The organism is Pseudoxanthomonas yeongjuensis, from assembly GCF_010093345.1.
In the GTDB taxonomy this organism is placed as follows: Bacteria; Pseudomonadota; Gammaproteobacteria; order Xanthomonadales; family Xanthomonadaceae; genus Pseudoxanthomonas_A; species Pseudoxanthomonas_A yeongjuensis.
Window position 1 is genome coordinate 1,360,111 of record NZ_PDWT01000001.1, and the last position, 14,226, is coordinate 1,374,336.

Genomic DNA, 14,226 nt, shown 5'->3' on the forward strand with positions numbered 1-14,226 from the left:
GCCGATGCCTACCCTGATCCTGCTGATGATCGTCGGCGCCGCCGGTTTCGCCTACTGGAATGCGGCGCGCGCGGCGGCCGAACACGCCAAGCAACTCGGCCGCAATGCGTGCAGCGCCGCGCAGGTGATCTGGCTGGACGAATCGGTGCACGCTTCCGGGATCCGGATGCGCCGCAACGAGGACGGACGCCTGGGCTTCGAACGCAGTTTCCGTTTCGAATATTCCTACGACGGCGTGGATCGCCATGTCGGCAGGATGGTCTTGCGCGGCGACAGGCTGGTGTCGTTCATCGGCCCGGTCAGACCCTCGGTAACGCCCATCGACCTGCATTGACACGATTTGTAGGAGCGGGCCTTGCCCGCGATGCTCTTCATCGGGAACCGCGCAAAGGCATCGCGGGCAAGGCCCGCTCCTACGACAGGGAATCCTGCTACTTCACCACGCGCAGATGCGGACGCTTGGTGGCGGCAGGCGCGTCTTCCGGGGTCGGCGTGGAAGGCGCAGGCGGCTCGTCGTCGCCCTCCGGTCCGGTCGCCCCGGCAATGTCGTCCGGCAGGGCCATGCCCTGCCCGGTTTCCCTGGCATAGATCGCCAGAACCGCCGAGATCGGCACCATCACCGGATAGCTGACTCCGCCGAAGCGTGCACTGAAACTGACCGAAGCGTTGTCGATCTGCAGGCGCACCACCGCGCGCTCGGCGATGTTCAGCACCACCTTGCCTTCCTTGACCGCGCTCGAAGGCACCTGCACGCCGGGCTGGGTCGCATCGACCAGCAGGTGCGGGGTCATGTCGTTGTCGGCGATCCATTCGGACAGCGCCCGCAACAGGTACGGGCGATGGCTGGTCATGCGCTGCGTTTCGTCGGTCATTTATCAGGGGTCAAGTCGCCCGCTACGCGGGCTGGAAAGTCGGCGGCCGAGCCGCCTGCAAAGGGTAAAGCAATGCGTTCCTCTTCACCATTTACAGCGCCGCAGGCGCGACTTCACCCTTCACCCCTACGCCGGGATCTCGCGCAGCCGCTTTTCCTGGTCGGTCAGGCTGCGCAGGAAACCAGGGTTGCGGAAAATGCGGTTGCCGTAGTCCTCGATGGACTTGCCATCCTTGGGCAAAGGGATGTCCAGCGAAGGCAGGCGCCAGATGATCGGGGCCATGGCGCAGTCGGCCAGGCTCATTTCCGGATTGAGGAAGAACTTGCTGGCCTTGAACAACGGCACCGAGGCGGTCAGCAATTCCTTCAACCGCTTGCGTCCCGCTTCGGCCTGGGCCTTGTTGCCCATCTGGATGGCCTGCACCTGCGGCACCCAGTCGTGCTCGATGCGCAGCATGGCCAGGCGCAGGCGGGCCCGGGAAAGCGGATCCACCGGCATCAGCGGCGGATGCGGATAACGCTCGTCCAGATACTCGCTGACCACCGACGCGGCGTACAGGACCAGGTCGCGCTCCACCAGCGTGGGCACCGAGTGGTAGGGATTGAGATCGATCAGGTCTTCGGGCGGGTTCTGCGCATCCACCGGCACCAGGTCGTAGGTCACGCCCTTGGCCGCCAGCACCAGCCGCACGCGGTGGCACAGCACGTCGTCCACGGAAGAAAACAGGGTCAAGGTATTTCGCATACGCGGACTCGCAGCCATCAGGCTCTCCGACGACCGGAACCGCCGGTCGCATCGACGCCGCCAGCCCTCTGCTGACGGTCGCCACGGCCCCGAGCGCGAATCGTCCCGGGAAAGCCGACTCCTGCTTTCCCGCTGCCGCGCGGTCAGGCGCGACGTTGGAAGATACGCCTTAGTGCACGTCCTTCCAGTATTCCTGCTTCAGCAGGAAGGCCAGGAAGGTGAGCGCCACCAGGAACAGGATGACCCAGACGCCCATGCTCTGGCGCTTGAGTGCGGCCGGTTCGCCGACGTACTCGAGGAAGTTGGTGATGTCGCGCGCGGTCTGGTCGAACTGCACCGGGGTCTGGGTTCCCGGCTGGGTCACCTTCAACGCCTCGACATGGCGTTCGCCGATCGCGTCCGGCTCGCTCATTTCCGCGTGCTGCAGGCCTTGCAGCTGCCACAGCGGATTGGGCATGGACGCATTCGGGAACAGCTTGTTGTTCCAGCCCAGCGGACGGCTTTCGTCCAGGTAGAACGACTTCAGGTAGGTGTAGATCCAGTCGCTGCCGCGCACGCGTGCGATCAGGCTGAGGTCGGGCGGCATCTTGCCGAACCACTTGCTGGCCGGATCGTGCGGCATCGAGACTTTCACCTGCTCGCCGAACTTGGCCCCGGTGAAGTTGAGGTTGTCCATCACCTCCTGCTCGCTCAGGCCCAGGTCCTCGGCGATGCGCGAATAGCGCATGTACTTGAGCGAATGGCAGCCCGAGCAATAGTTCATGTACAGCTGGGCGCCGCGCTGCAGCGAAGCCTGGTCGGTCAGGTCGTTGCCGGCCTGCAGGGTATTGCCGCCCCCGCTGGCGAAGGCGGAAAACGCCAGCAGCAGGGTGCCCGCGAAAACGGCGAGGCGCGAGGTCAATTTCTTAGTCATGCGTCGTCACCCGTTCCGGCACCGGCTTGGTTTTTTCTAAACCGAAGTATGTGTAGACCCAGAGGAAAATGAAGAAGCCGAAATAGCAGACGGTGAGCACGCGGCCGATGATGGTCTCGACCGGATCGGTGCCGGGGCCGGCGCCGATCTTGCCCAGGTAGACGAAGCTGATGGCGAAGATGGCGATGGCGATCTTGTAGGCCAGGCCGCGGAACTTGATCGACTTGACCTTGCCGCGATCCAGCCAGGGCACGAAGAACAGCACCGCGATGGCCGAGAACATCACCAGCACGCCGCTGAGCTTGTGCGGAATGACCCGCAGCATCGCGTAGTAAGGCGTGTAGTACCAGACCGGCTTGATGTGTTCCGGGGTCACCAGGCGGTTGGCCTCGGTGAAGTTGTCGTGTTCCAGGAACCAGCCGCCCACCGCCGGGATGAAGAAGATGATGAAGGCGGCGAGGATCAGCAGGAAACCGACGCCGACCAGGTCCTTGACCGTGTAGTACGGATGGAACGGGATGGCGTCCTTGGGCGCGGTTGGCGACCAGCGGTTGCCCTTGGGGCCGTGCTTGACGTCGACGCCTTCGGGGTTGTTGGAGCCGACCTCGTGCAACGCGCCCAGGTGCAGGACCACCAGCAGCAGCAATACCAGCGGCAGCGCGATCACGTGCAGGGCGAAGAAGCGGTTGAGGGTGGCGTCGCCGGGCAGGTAGTCGCCCATGATCCATTCGGTCAGGCCGTTGCCGATCACCGGAATGGCGCCGAACAGCGAGATGATCACCTTGGCGCCCCAGAACGACATCTGGCCCCACGGCAGCACGTAGCCCATGAAGGCTTCGGCCATCAGCACCAGGTAGATCAGCATGCCCAGGATCCAGACCAGCTCGCGCGGCTTCTGGTAGCTGCCGTAGATCAGGCCGCGGAACATGTGCAGGTACACGACGATGAAGAACAGCGAGGCGCCGGTGCTGTGCATGTAGCGGATCAGCCAGCCCCACTCCACGTCGCGCATGATGTATTCGACCGACGAGAACGCCTCGGCCGCGGACGGCTTGAAGTGCATCGTCAGGAAGATGCCGGTGACGATCTGGTTGACCAGCACCAGCAGGGCCAGCGAGCCCATGTAGTACCAGAAGTTGAAGTTCTTCGGCGCGTAGTACTCGGTCATGTGCTTGCGATAGACCGGCAGCAGGCCCGGCGTGCGCGCGTTGAACCATTCCACGACGTTGCCGGCGGTACGGGTGATGATGTTGTTCGCCATGGCTTACGCAGTCCCCTTCGGATCGAGGCCGATCACCAGCGTGGTGTCGTTTTCGTAGTAGTGCGGCGGCACCAGCAGGTTGATCGGTGCGGGCACGCCCTGGAAGACGCGGCCGGACATGTCGAAACGCGACTTGTGGCAGGGGCAGAAATAACCGCCCTTCCAGTCCGGGTCGTACGGCTCGGGCTTGATCTCGGCGACCATTTCCGGCGAGCAACCCAGGTGGGTGCACAGGCCGACCAGGACCGAGATTTCCGGCTTGACCGAACGGAACTCCGGATTGCCCTTCAACACGTAGGCCGGCTGCTGGTCCACATTGGTGGACTCCGGATCGCGCAGACGGCTGTCCAGAGTCGGCAACGCGTCCAGGATGGCCTTGGAGCGCTTCACGATCCAGATCGGCTGACCGCGCCATTCCAGGACCAGGCGCTGGCCTTCCTGCAAACCGGTCAGGTCGGCGGTGACCGGCGCACCGGCCAATTTGGCCTGTGCGCTCGGGTTCCACGACTTGATGAACGGTACTGCTACAAACCCGGCCCCCACCGCGCCGACCACAGCCGTGGTCGCGGTAAGGAACCGGCGTCGGCCCGTATTCACAGGCTCATTGACCCCATCATTGGCCATCCGGCACTCCGCAAAACATTCAGGTAGCTAAAGGGCTGCCAAAGCCGACGCCATAACCGGCGTGGGCCGCAAAAGACGGCAAAGTGTAACGGAAGCCTTAATCGACCGACAACGTTGGCCGCCAAATCAATGACTTGCAGCGCCCGATGGCGCCGACCAGCGGTCAGCGCGCGCCGACCGTGCCCCGATAGCGGTCGGCAAGCACGCCGACGCGGGCGACGTAACGTTGGGTTTCCTGATAGGGCGGCACGCCCCCGTGGCGATCCACCGCACCCTCGCCCGCGTTGTAGCCGGCGGCGGCCAGGGTGAGGTTGCCGTTGAAGCGCTTCAACAACCACGCCAGGTACTGGACGCCGCCACGGATGTTCTGGCCAGCGTCGTAGGAGTCGGTGACGCCGAACCGGCGCGCCGTGGCGGGCATCAGCTGCATCAAGCCCTGGGCGCCCGCATGGGACAGCGCCATCGGATTGAAAGACGACTCGGCGTGGATGATGGCGCGCACCACCGCTTCCTCGACCCCGTACTGGCGGGCGGCGGCGGCGATCTCGGCCTGGTAGGCGGCCGTATTCAAACGCAGGGTGCCGAAATTGACCCCCGGATTGGCTGCGCAGGCGAAGCAGGTCTCGATGAAGCTGTATTTGATGGTGCGGATGCTGGCCACGCTGTCCGCGCCCTTGGGCCGCGCGCTGGTGTAATGGCGCACGCCATCCTTGATGAAGGAATACACCTGCCCGCTGACCACGCGACGGGTATTTCCCGACTTCGCGACCTTGGGTGCGGTGGTGGCGACAGCCGGGATCGAAGCAGGCACTACCGAGTTGGCCGAGGCCGAAACAGGCATGGTGATCACCGCCCCGGTACTGGCCGCCCCCAGGGTCGTCGTTGGGGTAGCCGGCGTGGAAACAGCACCGCCGGCACCGGAAGGCCGCGAGATGCCGGAGCGGCTGCGATTGTCGGGCGTGTAGCGGCTGATGACCTCGCAACTGGCCCCGCCGACACGCTTGCTGACGTAGTTGGGCACGCCATCGGCACCGGTGCACTTGTACAGGGTGCCCGCAGCGGCCGGCAGCGCGGTCGACGCGATCAGCGCCACCAGCAACGGCAGCGCGCGCTTCCGAAGCGCATGTTTCAGAGAAGCCCCCTTCATGCCGGGGAGTGTCCCAACTTCATCAGCGATTGCCAAGTCCTTGTCCGACAAAAGGATTTCCTCGGGAAGCGGAGGGTGACCCACTTCTCATTGCATGGGCCGGTATGCGGCGGATTTCCTCATCCAACGGCGGTCGTGGGTGATTCCGGCCGTTAAACTGTCGCCCTCTTCCGCCAACCCGCCTGGATTACCCACCATGCCCGGGATCGCCACCCCCTCCCCGTCCACCCCGGACAAGCCGGCCGTGCCTGCGTCTCCGACCGATATTCCGGTACGCGGCAAGCTCTATATCAAAACCCACGGTTGCCAGATGAACGAGTACGACTCGTCCAAGATGGCCGACGTGCTGGCCGATTCCGACGGCCTGGAGCTGACCGACAACCCTGAAGACGCCGACGTCATCCTGATCAACACCTGCTCGATCCGCGAGAAGGCCCAGGAAAAGGTCTTCAGCCAGCTCGGCCGCTGGAAGTCGCTGAAGAAGGACGGCAAGCCGGTGCTGATCGGCGTCGGCGGTTGCGTCGCCTCGCAGGAAGGCGCGGCCATCGTCAAGCGCGCGCCGTACGTGGACCTGGTGTTCGGCCCGCAAACGTTGCACCGCTTGCCGGAACTGATCCGCGCCCGCCGCGAATCCGGCAAGCCGCAGGTGGACATCAGCTTCCCGGAGATCGAGAAGTTCGATCGCCTGCCCGAACCGCGCGCCGAAGGCCCGACCGCGTTCGTCTCGATCATGGAGGGCTGCAGCAAGTACTGCAGTTTCTGCGTGGTGCCGTACACGCGTGGCGAGGAAGTCAGCCGGCCGTTCGAGGACTTGCTGGTGGAAATCGCGCAACTGGCCGCGCAGGGCGTGCGCGAGATCAACCTGCTGGGGCAGAACGTCAATGCCTATCGCGGGCCTTATGGCGATGGCGAGATGGCTGATCTTGGGCTGCTGATCCGGACCATGGCCGAGATCGACGGCATCGACCGGATCCGCTTCACCACCTCGCACCCGCTCGAATTCTCCGACTCGCTGATCGAGGCCTATCGCGACGTGCCGCAACTGGCCGATTACCTGCATCTTCCGGTGCAGGCCGGCAGCGACCGCATCCTCGCGGCGATGAAACGCGGCTACACCACGCTGGAGTTCAAGCAGAAGATCCGCAAGCTGCGCGCGGTGCGGCCGGACATCTCGATCTCATCCGATTTCATCGTCGGCTTCCCGGGCGAGACCGATGCCGATTTCGACAAGACCATGAAGCTGATCGAGGACGTGGGCTTCGACCAGTCCTATTCCTTCATCTATTCGCGCCGCCCCGGCACGCCCGCGGCGGACCTGGAAGACGACACTCCCGAATCGGCGAAGCACGAACGCCTGGCCCGGCTGCAGGCGGCGATCAACGCCAACTCGACCCGGATCTCGCAGACCATGCTCGGCAGCGTGCAGCGCGTGCTGGTGGAGCGCCACAGCACCCGCGATGCTTCCGAGCTGACCGGCCGCACCGAGAACATGCGCTACGTGAACTTCCCCGGCAATGCGCGACTGATAGGGCAATTCGTGGACGTGGAGATCACCGAGGTGATGGCCAATTCATTGCGCGGAAATCTTAGAGTCGGTTGATGCTGTGGAAGCGACGTAGGAGCGACGTAAGTCGCGAAACCATGCGCTCTCGCCCAATCGGCAATTCGCGACTCACCTCGCTCCCACGCCAGGCCGTTGCTGCTTAATCCAGACGCTTGCGGAAACGCAATATCGCCAGCGACATCATCACCACGGTGAAGGCGAGCAGGGCCAGCACGTCGGGCCACAACTCCAACAGGTTGGCGCCGCGCAGGACCACGCCGCGGATCAGGCGCATGAAGTGGGTGAGCGGCAGCGCTTCGGCGATCCATTGCGCCGCCTTGGGCATGCCGTCGAACGGGAACATGAAGCCCGACAACAGGATCGACGGCAGGAACAGGAAGAACGCCATCTGCATGGCCTGGAACTGGGTCTGGGCGCGGGTCGATACCAGCAGGCCCAGGGTCAGGTTGGCGACGATCAGCAGCATCGCTGCGCCGTACACGCCCCACAGGCTGCCGTTGATGGGCACCTTGAACAGCCACATGCCCAGCAACAGGACGACCGTGGTCTGCACCAGGCCCACGCCGATGTAGGGCAGGACCTTGCCGACCATCAGTTCGCCGCTGGACACCGGCGTGGTGATCAGCAGCTCGAGATTACCGCGCTCGCGTTCGCGGACGATGGCCATGGCGGTGAACATAACCAGGGTCATGGTCAGGATCACGCCGATCAGCCCCGGCACCACGTTCACCGCCGAGCGCCGCTCTGGGTTGTACAGCGGCAACACGCTGATCTGTCCCTGCAGCGCGCTGAAGCTGCGTCCGTCGAGCGGCATCTGCGCCAGTTGCCGCGCCGTGGCCTGGACCGAGGTATCGCTGCCGTCGACGATCGCCTGCATCGCCTCGCGCCCGTCGATCCGGCGACGCTCGAAGTCCGGCGGGATCACGATGCCGATCTTGATCTTGCCCTGGCGCAGCAACAGTTGCAGCTCCTGCGGCGTACGCGCACCGGCGACCGGCCGGACCACGCCGGTGGAGAAAATATCCTGGACCAGCGCGCGCGAACCGCCGCTATCGGCCATGTCCGCCACCGCCGCCGGCAGGTTGCGCACGTCCAGGTTGATCGCATAACCGAACAGCAGCAACTGCAGGGTGGGAATGCCGAGCATCATCGCCACGGTCATCCTGTCGCGCGCCATCTGCCGCATTTCCTTGACCATCACCGCGAAGATCTGCTGCGCCTTCATGCAATTTCTCCGAGGCCCGGCCACTCGTGTAGGAGCGCCGTCCCGGCGCGAGCCGTTGATCTTGAATGTCGTGTGCCGCCGCGATAGAGCTCGCGCCGGGACGGCGCTCCCACGGAGGGGAGATTGATGGATGCGAGCGCGTTCATGCGGCGCGCGCCTTGGGTCCGGCCTGGGTGGCCGAGACGAATACGTCCTCGAGGTTCGGTTCGATCGGCTCGACCTCCGCTTCGATGCCGCGATCGCGCAGAAACGCCTGCAGACGCTCACCGGGCCCATCGCCGGCCGTGGTCAGCACGCGCAGCTCGTTGCCGATCTGGGCCACGCTGATCACGCCCTGCGCAGCGTGCAAGGCCGCCTGGGCCTTGCGCGGTTCGCTGGCGCGTATGCCCACGGTGCGTCCGGCCAGCGCCCGGGTGAGTTCGTCCGGCGTGCCGTCGGCGACCAGACGGCCGGTGTCGAGGATGGCGATGCGATGGCAGCGTTCGGCTTCATCCATGTAGTGGGTCGAGACGAGAATGGTGGTGCCGGCATCGGCCAGGTCGAAGAGTTTTTCCCAGAAATCCCGGCGCGATTCGGGATCGACCGCACTGGTCGGTTCGTCCAGGAACAGCAGCTCCGGCTTGTGCACGGTAGCCCCGGCCAACGCCAGCCGCTGTTTCTGCCCACCACTCAGGGTCCCGGCCAGTTGCCTGGCGCGGTCGGCCAGGTTGTAGGCGTCGAGCAGTTCGTCTAGGCGGCCGCGGCGCTGTTCGCGCGACAGGCCCTGCACTGTCGCAAGGAACTCCAGGTTCTCGCGCACCGTAAGGTCTTCATACAAGGCGAATTTCTGGGTCATGTAACCGATGCGCTTGCGCAGCGCCTCGGCCTGTTCCGGGATCTTCAATCCCAGCACCTCGATCTCGCCGGCGGTGGGCGTGAGCAAGCCGCACAGCATGCGGATGGTGGTGGATTTCCCCGACCCGTTCGGACCGAGGAAGCCGTACACGCTGGCGCGCGGCACGGTGAGATCAACGCCATCGACGGCCAGCAGCGTGCCGAAGCGCTTGCTCAGGCCGCGCGCGCGGATGGCGATGTCGTGGGATGGATCCGCGGCCATCACGCACACTCGATAAAAATTAACCTCGTCATTCCCGCGAAGGCGGGAACCCAGCGACTTTCGCTTTCCACCCAAGAACTCGATGAAAGCAGAGGCACTGGGTTCCCGCCTTCGCGGGAATGACGAATCAAAGTAACAGTGCGACTCGTGTTAGTTCCCATCGTCTTCTCCCATAAATTCCACCCGCACCGGCACGCCCGCGGGTAGATCGTCCGCGGCCTTGTCCAGGGCGATTTCCGCCAGGTAACTCAGGCGCTCGGCATCGCGACCGGACAGCGCGTAGTACGGGGTGAAGCTGGGCTCGCTGCGGATCATGCGCACATGGCCATCGAACGCCGCTTCGCGGCCATCGACGAACACCCGCGCGGCCTGTCCCACCTTGACGTTGGCGCGCATCGGTTCCGGAACGTACACGCGCGCGTACGGCGCATCGCCGACCAGCAGGATCGCCAACGGCGAACCCACCGGCGCCTGGTCGCCCAGCTTGTACGGCAAGCTGTCGATGCGTCCGGCACGCGGTGCGATCACGCTCAATTTTTCCAGCGAGACCGATTGAGTCGCGGCCTGCGCTTCGGCCGCGGCCACCGCCGAGCGACCTTGTGCGACCTGTTCGCTACGGGTGCCGCGCTCCAGTTCCAGCAAGGCCGCCTGCGCTGCGCGCACCTGCGCTTCCGCATTGCCGGCGGCGGCGCGCGCGCGATCGACATCGGCCGCGGCGACCAGCTTCTGCCGGCCCAGCGGTTGCAGGCGGTTGTAGTAGGCGCGCGCATCGACCGCCTGCGCCTGAGTCGCGGCGACGTTGGCGCGGGCCTGGGCGATGTCTTCGCTGCGCGGGCCGGCTTCGAGTTCGGACAAGGCTTCGCGGCTCTGCTGCGCCTGTGCCTGTACCGCCGCAAGTTGCGATTGGGTGCGGACCGGCTCCAGCTGCAGCAAGGGGGTACCGATGGCGACCTGCTGGCCTTCGCGCACGTCGATGCGCACGATCTTCTCGGCCACCGGCGCAGGCAGGGTGATGCGGTCCCATTCCAGCGTACCGAGCACCTGTGGCGCGGAATCCCTGCACGCGGACAACGCCAGCGCGCAGACGGCGACCAGGATCAGTAGCGTTCTCTCATTTCGCATGGTCCAGCTCCAGTCCGCGGTCCAGCAGCGAAAGCGTATGCAGGCGCACGGTGTCGAAATCCAGGTCGTCGGCATCCAACAGGCGGCGCCAGATCGGCGCGCCCGCGGCCGGGAACAGGGTCAGCCCGACCAATGACACCATCAACAGGCGCGGATCCAGGTCGGGATTGATGCGTCCCTGCGCCTGCGCCTCGGCGAAACGCCTGGCCATCATCTGCGGCAGTTGCGGCCCGATCCGGTCGAACAGCAGGTCGCGCAGCGCGCCGCCTTCGCACAGCACCTCGCGTACCCACAGCGGCGGCAACCACGGATGTTCGGCCACGATCCTGCCGATGCCGGTCACGAAGCCCGCGATCAACGCGGCGATGTCGTCGCCGGCCTGCAGCAACGGTTCGCGCAGGGCGGCGAACACGGGAAGGATCTTCTGCGCGATCACCTCCTGCTGCAGCTGGCCCTTGTCGCCGAAGTAGTAGTGCAGCAGAGCCGGGGTCACACCCGCCTCGGTGGCGATATCCCGCAACGATGTCGCCGCGATGCCCTTGCGCACGAAGCAGGCCAGCGCCGCCTCCAGCAGGCGGCCGCGCAGGTCGGGGGAATCCGCCGAAGGACGACCCGGCGCGCGTTTGCGCACGGGCCGGGACGGTCGTTTCGCCGGCAGGGGACCGGCATTGGAAGCAGAGGGGGAATCGATCATCGATTATATTTAATTCATTGGTTAATTAACTGCAACCCCATGCCGATGGGCGGTGGCTTGTCTGGCCCTTGCAACACGGTCGCGATACCCTGCACCGCCCCGTCCCGGCCCGCTTGCCATCCCCCAGACCGCCCCCAAGTTGTGGGTCTTCGTAGTAGAAGCCGAACCCCTGCCCGACGCCCCGGATTTCCAGGAGTTCGGCGGCGCCTACGTGCTCTGCTACCAGATGCCGGGGCTGGCCGAAGACCCGATCCGCCACGCCAGCGACTTCCTGCGCGGCGCCGGTTGGCAGGTGACCGGGGTGCAGGACGAGCCCAGGCAGATCGAACGCGACGAAGCCCCCGAAGCCGAGCACTTCGACCAGGCGCTGATCGACGACGAGGCCTACGTATTCCACCAATGGCGTGTCGAAGACGCCGACGACCAGACCAGGCACTGAAACCCTTCCATGACCGCCCCCGACAAGCGCGAATTCACCCTCGAACCCGACAACGCCGAGCGATTGGCCAACCTGGCCGGGCCGTTCGATGCGCACCTGCGCCAGATCGAACTGCGCCTGGGCGTGGAAATCGCCAACCGCGGCAACATCTTCAAGGTCACCGGTCCCGCGGCCGAAGTGAAAGCGACCGAAAAGCTGCTGCGCGCGCTGTACGCCGAAGCCGGCGAGGAAACCTTCGACAGCGAAGCGATCCACCTGCGCCTCAACGCGGCCAACGTCGAGCACCTGGCCGCCGGTGGTTTCCAGCCGCAGGACGTGGCGATCAAGGTCAAGCGCGGCACCGTGCGCGGCCGCGGCCCCAACCAGGCCGCCTACCTGCACGCCATCGCCACCCACGACATCAATTTCGGCATCGGCCCGGCCGGTACCGGCAAGACCTTCCTCGCCGTCGCCAGCGCGGTGGAAGCGCTCAACGAATCGCGCGTGCAGCGCCTCATCCTGGTGCGGCCCGCGGTGGAAGCCGGCGAAAAGCTCGGTTTCCTGCCCGGCGACCTGAGCCAGAAGGTCGATCCGTACCTGCGCCCGCTGTACGACGCGCTGTATGAAATGCTCGGCGTGGAAAAGGTCCTCAAGCTGCTGGAGAAGAACGTCATCGAGATCGCGCCGCTGGCCTACATGCGCGGCCGCACGCTCAACGACGCGTTCGTGATCCTCGACGAGGCGCAGAACACCACCATCGAGCAGATGAAGATGTTCCTGACCCGGATCGGCTACGGCAGCACCGCCGTGGTCACCGGCGACCTGACCCAGATCGACCTGCCCAAGCACGTGAAATCGGGGTTGAAGGACGGCCTGGAAGTGCTGCGCGGCGTCGACGGCATCAGCTTCACCTTCTTCACCAGCCGCGACGTGGTCCGGCATCCGCTGGTGGCGAAGATCGTGCGGGCTTACGATGAGCGCGATGGCAAGGATGCGGAAACGGGGCCGGCGTGATTCTTCAGTTCGTCGTTCCCGCGAAGGCGGGAATCGCTCTTAGCCTCCTTCAAGGAGGTCGAGTGGGAATAATGTTGCTTGAAATCGAAAGGCTTGAAATCGAAAGGCAGCCGAGCAAGCTCGGCTCTACGAAGCAGGAGCGATTCCCGCCTTCGCGGGAATGACGAACCCCAATGACCCAAGGCCCCGTCCATCTCGAAGTTTCCGTCAGCTACGCCCTGCCCCGCGCGGGCTTGCCTTCGTCGGTGAGTTTCCGCAAGTGGGTGGCGGCCGCGCTGCACGGGCGCATCCGCGAAGCCGACCTGGCGGTGCGCATCGTCGATACCAAGGAAGGCCGCGCCCTCAACCGCCACTACCGCGGCAAGGACTACGCGACCAACGTGCTCAGTTTCCCGGCGGAAATGGCCGAGGGCGTGAAAATGCCGAAAGGCTTCAAGATGCCGCTGCTGGGCGATCTGGTGATCTGCGCCCCGGTGGTCGCGCGCGAGGCCAGGGAACAGAAGAAGAAACTGGCCGCGCACTACGCGCACCTGACCGTGCATGGCGCGCTGCACCTGCTGGGCTGGAACCACGAGGACGACCGCGAGGCCGAAGCCATGGAACAGCTGGAGCGCGAAATCCTGGCCGAGCTCGGCATCGACGACCCTTACGCATTCGAGGAATAGGCATGCGCCGTTTTTTGCTTCCGCTGGCGGCATTGCTGCCGCTTCCGTTGTTCGCGCAGACGCCTGCCGCATCGCCGGAAATATCCGCCACCGCCACTTCGGGCACGGACGTTGCCGAGAAAACTGCGGGAAAGCCCGCCGAACCGCTCGATCCGGCCCGCATCGACCTGGCCGGCCTGATCGAATGCAGGCGCGAGCTGGCCGACTTCCACTACCTGGCCCCGGCCCTGATCGAACCCTTGCAGGCGGTCGCACTGGGCTGGCGCCCGCTGCCGCAGGCCAATCTGTTCATGACCGAGTTCATGCTCAACACGCCGATCAGCGTGTTCGGGCATAGCACCGACCATATCGCCTTCACCGGCGACAGCATCATCGCCATCCTCGACCTGGCCGACCCGCGCCCGCTGGCGAAACAACTGGAACTGGAAACGGCGGTCGACACGCCGGCCAAGGCGATGTTCGGCAAGGAACTGCGCAGCCATGAGCAGCGCGACGAGGCCAGCGGAATCACCCTGATCGATTCGGTGGTGCTCAACGTGTCCAACGTCTCCTCGCATCCGGGCAAGACCCTAGTCGGTTGCAGCTACATCATGGACACGCTGGAAGAGGAGCCGGAAGCGGCGCCCGCACAGGAACCGGCGCTGCCAACCGGCGCCGCATCGCCGTAGCTCCGTGCGGGAGGGAGTCCGACCCGACGCTTCCCTGCTTGTTGTGAATTCTGCTTGTTGCGGATCGCAGTACGCCAGTCGCCACATGTCGCGGGCGCCCAGGTCGTGGGAGCGGCGGGGATCAAGACGCGTTGCTGGCCGCAATGCCCGAGAAAGTACCGGACAACCTGCGGAAGGGACTTCAGCCCCGACCCGGTAT

At 65.1% G+C, this 14,226-nt stretch carries 16 protein-coding genes; 6 read left to right on the forward strand and 10 right to left on the reverse strand.

Going from position 1 to position 14,226, the window contains the following annotated elements; all coding sequences use genetic code 11:
• Nucleotides 1–4 precede the first annotated feature (4 nt).
• The gene (locus CSC74_RS06060) at nt 5–334 is read left to right on the forward strand and encodes a DUF3301 domain-containing protein (RefSeq protein WP_162313468.1); all 330 of its coding nucleotides are present in this window, start codon (nt 5–7) and stop codon (nt 332–334) included.
• A 97-nt stretch (nt 335–431) separates the two neighbouring features.
• Here CSC74_RS06060 and CSC74_RS06065 read toward each other — a convergent pair whose 3' ends face one another.
• From CSC74_RS06065 to CSC74_RS06090, 6 genes are all read right to left on the reverse strand, one after another.
• Nucleotides 432–872, reverse strand: a complete 441-nt coding sequence (locus CSC74_RS06065) for a ClpXP protease specificity-enhancing factor (protein WP_162313469.1) — start codon at nt 870–872, stop codon at nt 432–434.
• A gap of 126 nt (nt 873–998) precedes the next feature.
• Nucleotides 999–1,634 carry a glutathione S-transferase N-terminal domain-containing protein gene (locus CSC74_RS06070; RefSeq protein WP_162313470.1) on the reverse strand — a complete coding sequence of 212 codons (636 nt, stop codon included), beginning with the start codon at nt 1,632–1,634 and terminating at the stop codon, nt 999–1,001.
• A gap of 151 nt (nt 1,635–1,785) precedes the next feature.
• Nucleotides 1,786–2,529, reverse strand: coding sequence for a cytochrome c1 (locus tag CSC74_RS06075; protein ID WP_162313471.1), 744 nt, complete (start codon nt 2,527–2,529; stop codon nt 1,786–1,788).
• A complete protein-coding gene (locus CSC74_RS06080; protein WP_162313472.1) occupies nt 2,522–3,790 on the reverse strand; it encodes a cytochrome b in 1,269 nt (422 codons plus the stop codon). Before CSC74_RS06080 ends, CSC74_RS06075 begins: the two co-directional genes overlap by 8 nt.
• Nucleotides 3,791–3,793: 3 nt before the next feature.
• A complete protein-coding gene (gene petA, locus CSC74_RS06085) occupies nt 3,794–4,414 on the reverse strand; it encodes a ubiquinol-cytochrome c reductase iron-sulfur subunit (RefSeq protein WP_162313473.1) in 621 nt (206 codons plus the stop codon).
• A gap of 163 nt (nt 4,415–4,577) precedes the next feature.
• On the reverse strand, nt 4,578–5,561 hold the full coding sequence (locus CSC74_RS06090; RefSeq protein ID WP_162313474.1) for a lytic transglycosylase domain-containing protein: 984 nt from the start codon (nt 5,559–5,561) through the stop codon (nt 4,578–4,580).
• Nucleotides 5,562–5,757: 196 nt separating this feature from the next.
• Here CSC74_RS06090 and miaB point away from each other — a divergent pair, with 196 nt between their 5' ends.
• Nucleotides 5,758–7,161, forward strand: coding sequence for a tRNA (N6-isopentenyl adenosine(37)-C2)-methylthiotransferase MiaB (gene miaB, locus CSC74_RS06095; RefSeq protein WP_162313475.1), 1,404 nt, complete (start codon nt 5,758–5,760; stop codon nt 7,159–7,161).
• Nucleotides 7,162–7,264: 103 nt separating this feature from the next.
• Here the strand turns inward: miaB and CSC74_RS06100 are convergent, their stop codons facing one another.
• The 4 genes from CSC74_RS06100 to CSC74_RS06115 form a co-directional block, all read right to left on the reverse strand.
• Nucleotides 7,265–8,350, reverse strand: a complete 1,086-nt coding sequence (locus tag CSC74_RS06100; protein ID WP_162313476.1) for an ABC transporter permease — start codon at nt 8,348–8,350, stop codon at nt 7,265–7,267.
• A gap of 142 nt (nt 8,351–8,492) precedes the next feature.
• Nucleotides 8,493–9,416, reverse strand: coding sequence for an ABC transporter ATP-binding protein (locus CSC74_RS06105; protein ID WP_162313739.1), 924 nt, complete (start codon nt 9,414–9,416; stop codon nt 8,493–8,495).
• 180 nt (nt 9,417–9,596) lie between these two features.
• Nucleotides 9,597–10,568, reverse strand: a complete 972-nt coding sequence (locus CSC74_RS06110; RefSeq protein ID WP_162313477.1) for an HlyD family secretion protein — start codon at nt 10,566–10,568, stop codon at nt 9,597–9,599.
• On the reverse strand, nt 10,558–11,262 hold the full coding sequence (locus tag CSC74_RS06115; RefSeq protein WP_162313478.1) for a TetR/AcrR family transcriptional regulator: 705 nt from the start codon (nt 11,260–11,262) through the stop codon (nt 10,558–10,560). Before CSC74_RS06115 ends, CSC74_RS06110 begins: the two co-directional genes overlap by 11 nt.
• Before the next feature lie 139 nt (nt 11,263–11,401).
• On the opposite strand from CSC74_RS06115, the gene CSC74_RS06120 reads away from it, so the two are divergent.
• The 4 genes from CSC74_RS06120 (at nt 11,402) to CSC74_RS06135 (ending at nt 14,027) form a co-directional block, all read left to right on the forward strand.
• Entirely contained in the window at nt 11,402–11,701 is a 300-nt protein-coding gene (locus tag CSC74_RS06120) for a hypothetical protein (RefSeq protein WP_162313479.1), read from the forward strand.
• A gap of 9 nt (nt 11,702–11,710) precedes the next feature.
• Nucleotides 11,711–12,694 (forward strand): PhoH family protein, encoded by a 984-nt coding sequence (locus tag CSC74_RS06125; RefSeq protein WP_162313480.1) that lies wholly within the window; start codon nt 11,711–11,713, stop codon nt 12,692–12,694.
• Between the two features lie 173 nt (nt 12,695–12,867).
• Nucleotides 12,868–13,359 (forward strand): rRNA maturation RNase YbeY, encoded by a 492-nt coding sequence (gene ybeY / locus CSC74_RS06130; protein ID WP_162313481.1) that lies wholly within the window; start codon nt 12,868–12,870, stop codon nt 13,357–13,359.
• Between the two features lie 2 nt (nt 13,360–13,361).
• Nucleotides 13,362–14,027 (forward strand): hypothetical protein, encoded by a 666-nt coding sequence (locus tag CSC74_RS06135; protein WP_343037877.1) that lies wholly within the window; start codon nt 13,362–13,364, stop codon nt 14,025–14,027.
• The last annotated feature ends 199 nt before the right edge of the window (nt 14,028–14,226 follow it).

Bases quoted from the DNA above. Each gene is read 5' to 3' on its own strand.
- CSC74_RS06100 (WP_162313476.1), bottom strand. From the start codon at position 8,350: ATGAAGGCGCAGCAGATCTTCGCGGTGATGGTCAAGGAAATGCGGCAG.
- petA (WP_162313473.1), bottom strand. From the start codon at position 4,414: ATGGCCAATGATGGGGTCAATGAGCCTGTGAATACGGGCCGACGCCGG.
- CSC74_RS06110 (WP_162313477.1), bottom strand. From the start codon at position 10,568: ATGCGAAATGAGAGAACGCTACTGATCCTGGTCGCCGTCTGCGCGCTG.
- CSC74_RS06125 (WP_162313480.1), top strand. From the start codon at position 11,711: ATGACCGCCCCCGACAAGCGCGAATTCACCCTCGAACCCGACAACGCC.
- CSC74_RS06075 (WP_162313471.1), bottom strand. From the start codon at position 2,529: ATGACTAAGAAATTGACCTCGCGCCTCGCCGTTTTCGCGGGCACCCTG.
- CSC74_RS06135 (WP_343037877.1), top strand. From the start codon at position 13,362: ATGCGCCGTTTTTTGCTTCCGCTGGCGGCATTGCTGCCGCTTCCGTTG.
- miaB (WP_162313475.1), top strand. From the start codon at position 5,758: ATGCCCGGGATCGCCACCCCCTCCCCGTCCACCCCGGACAAGCCGGCC.
- CSC74_RS06080 (WP_162313472.1), bottom strand. From the start codon at position 3,790: ATGGCGAACAACATCATCACCCGTACCGCCGGCAACGTCGTGGAATGG.
- ybeY (WP_162313481.1), top strand. From the start codon at position 12,868: ATGACCCAAGGCCCCGTCCATCTCGAAGTTTCCGTCAGCTACGCCCTG.
- CSC74_RS06060 (WP_162313468.1), top strand. From the start codon at position 5: ATGCCTACCCTGATCCTGCTGATGATCGTCGGCGCCGCCGGTTTCGCC.
- CSC74_RS06065 (WP_162313469.1), bottom strand. From the start codon at position 872: ATGACCGACGAAACGCAGCGCATGACCAGCCATCGCCCGTACCTGTTG.
- CSC74_RS06115 (WP_162313478.1), bottom strand. From the start codon at position 11,262: ATGATCGATTCCCCCTCTGCTTCCAATGCCGGTCCCCTGCCGGCGAAA.
- CSC74_RS06070 (WP_162313470.1), bottom strand. From the start codon at position 1,634: ATGGCTGCGAGTCCGCGTATGCGAAATACCTTGACCCTGTTTTCTTCC.
- CSC74_RS06090 (WP_162313474.1), bottom strand. From the start codon at position 5,561: ATGAAGGGGGCTTCTCTGAAACATGCGCTTCGGAAGCGCGCGCTGCCG.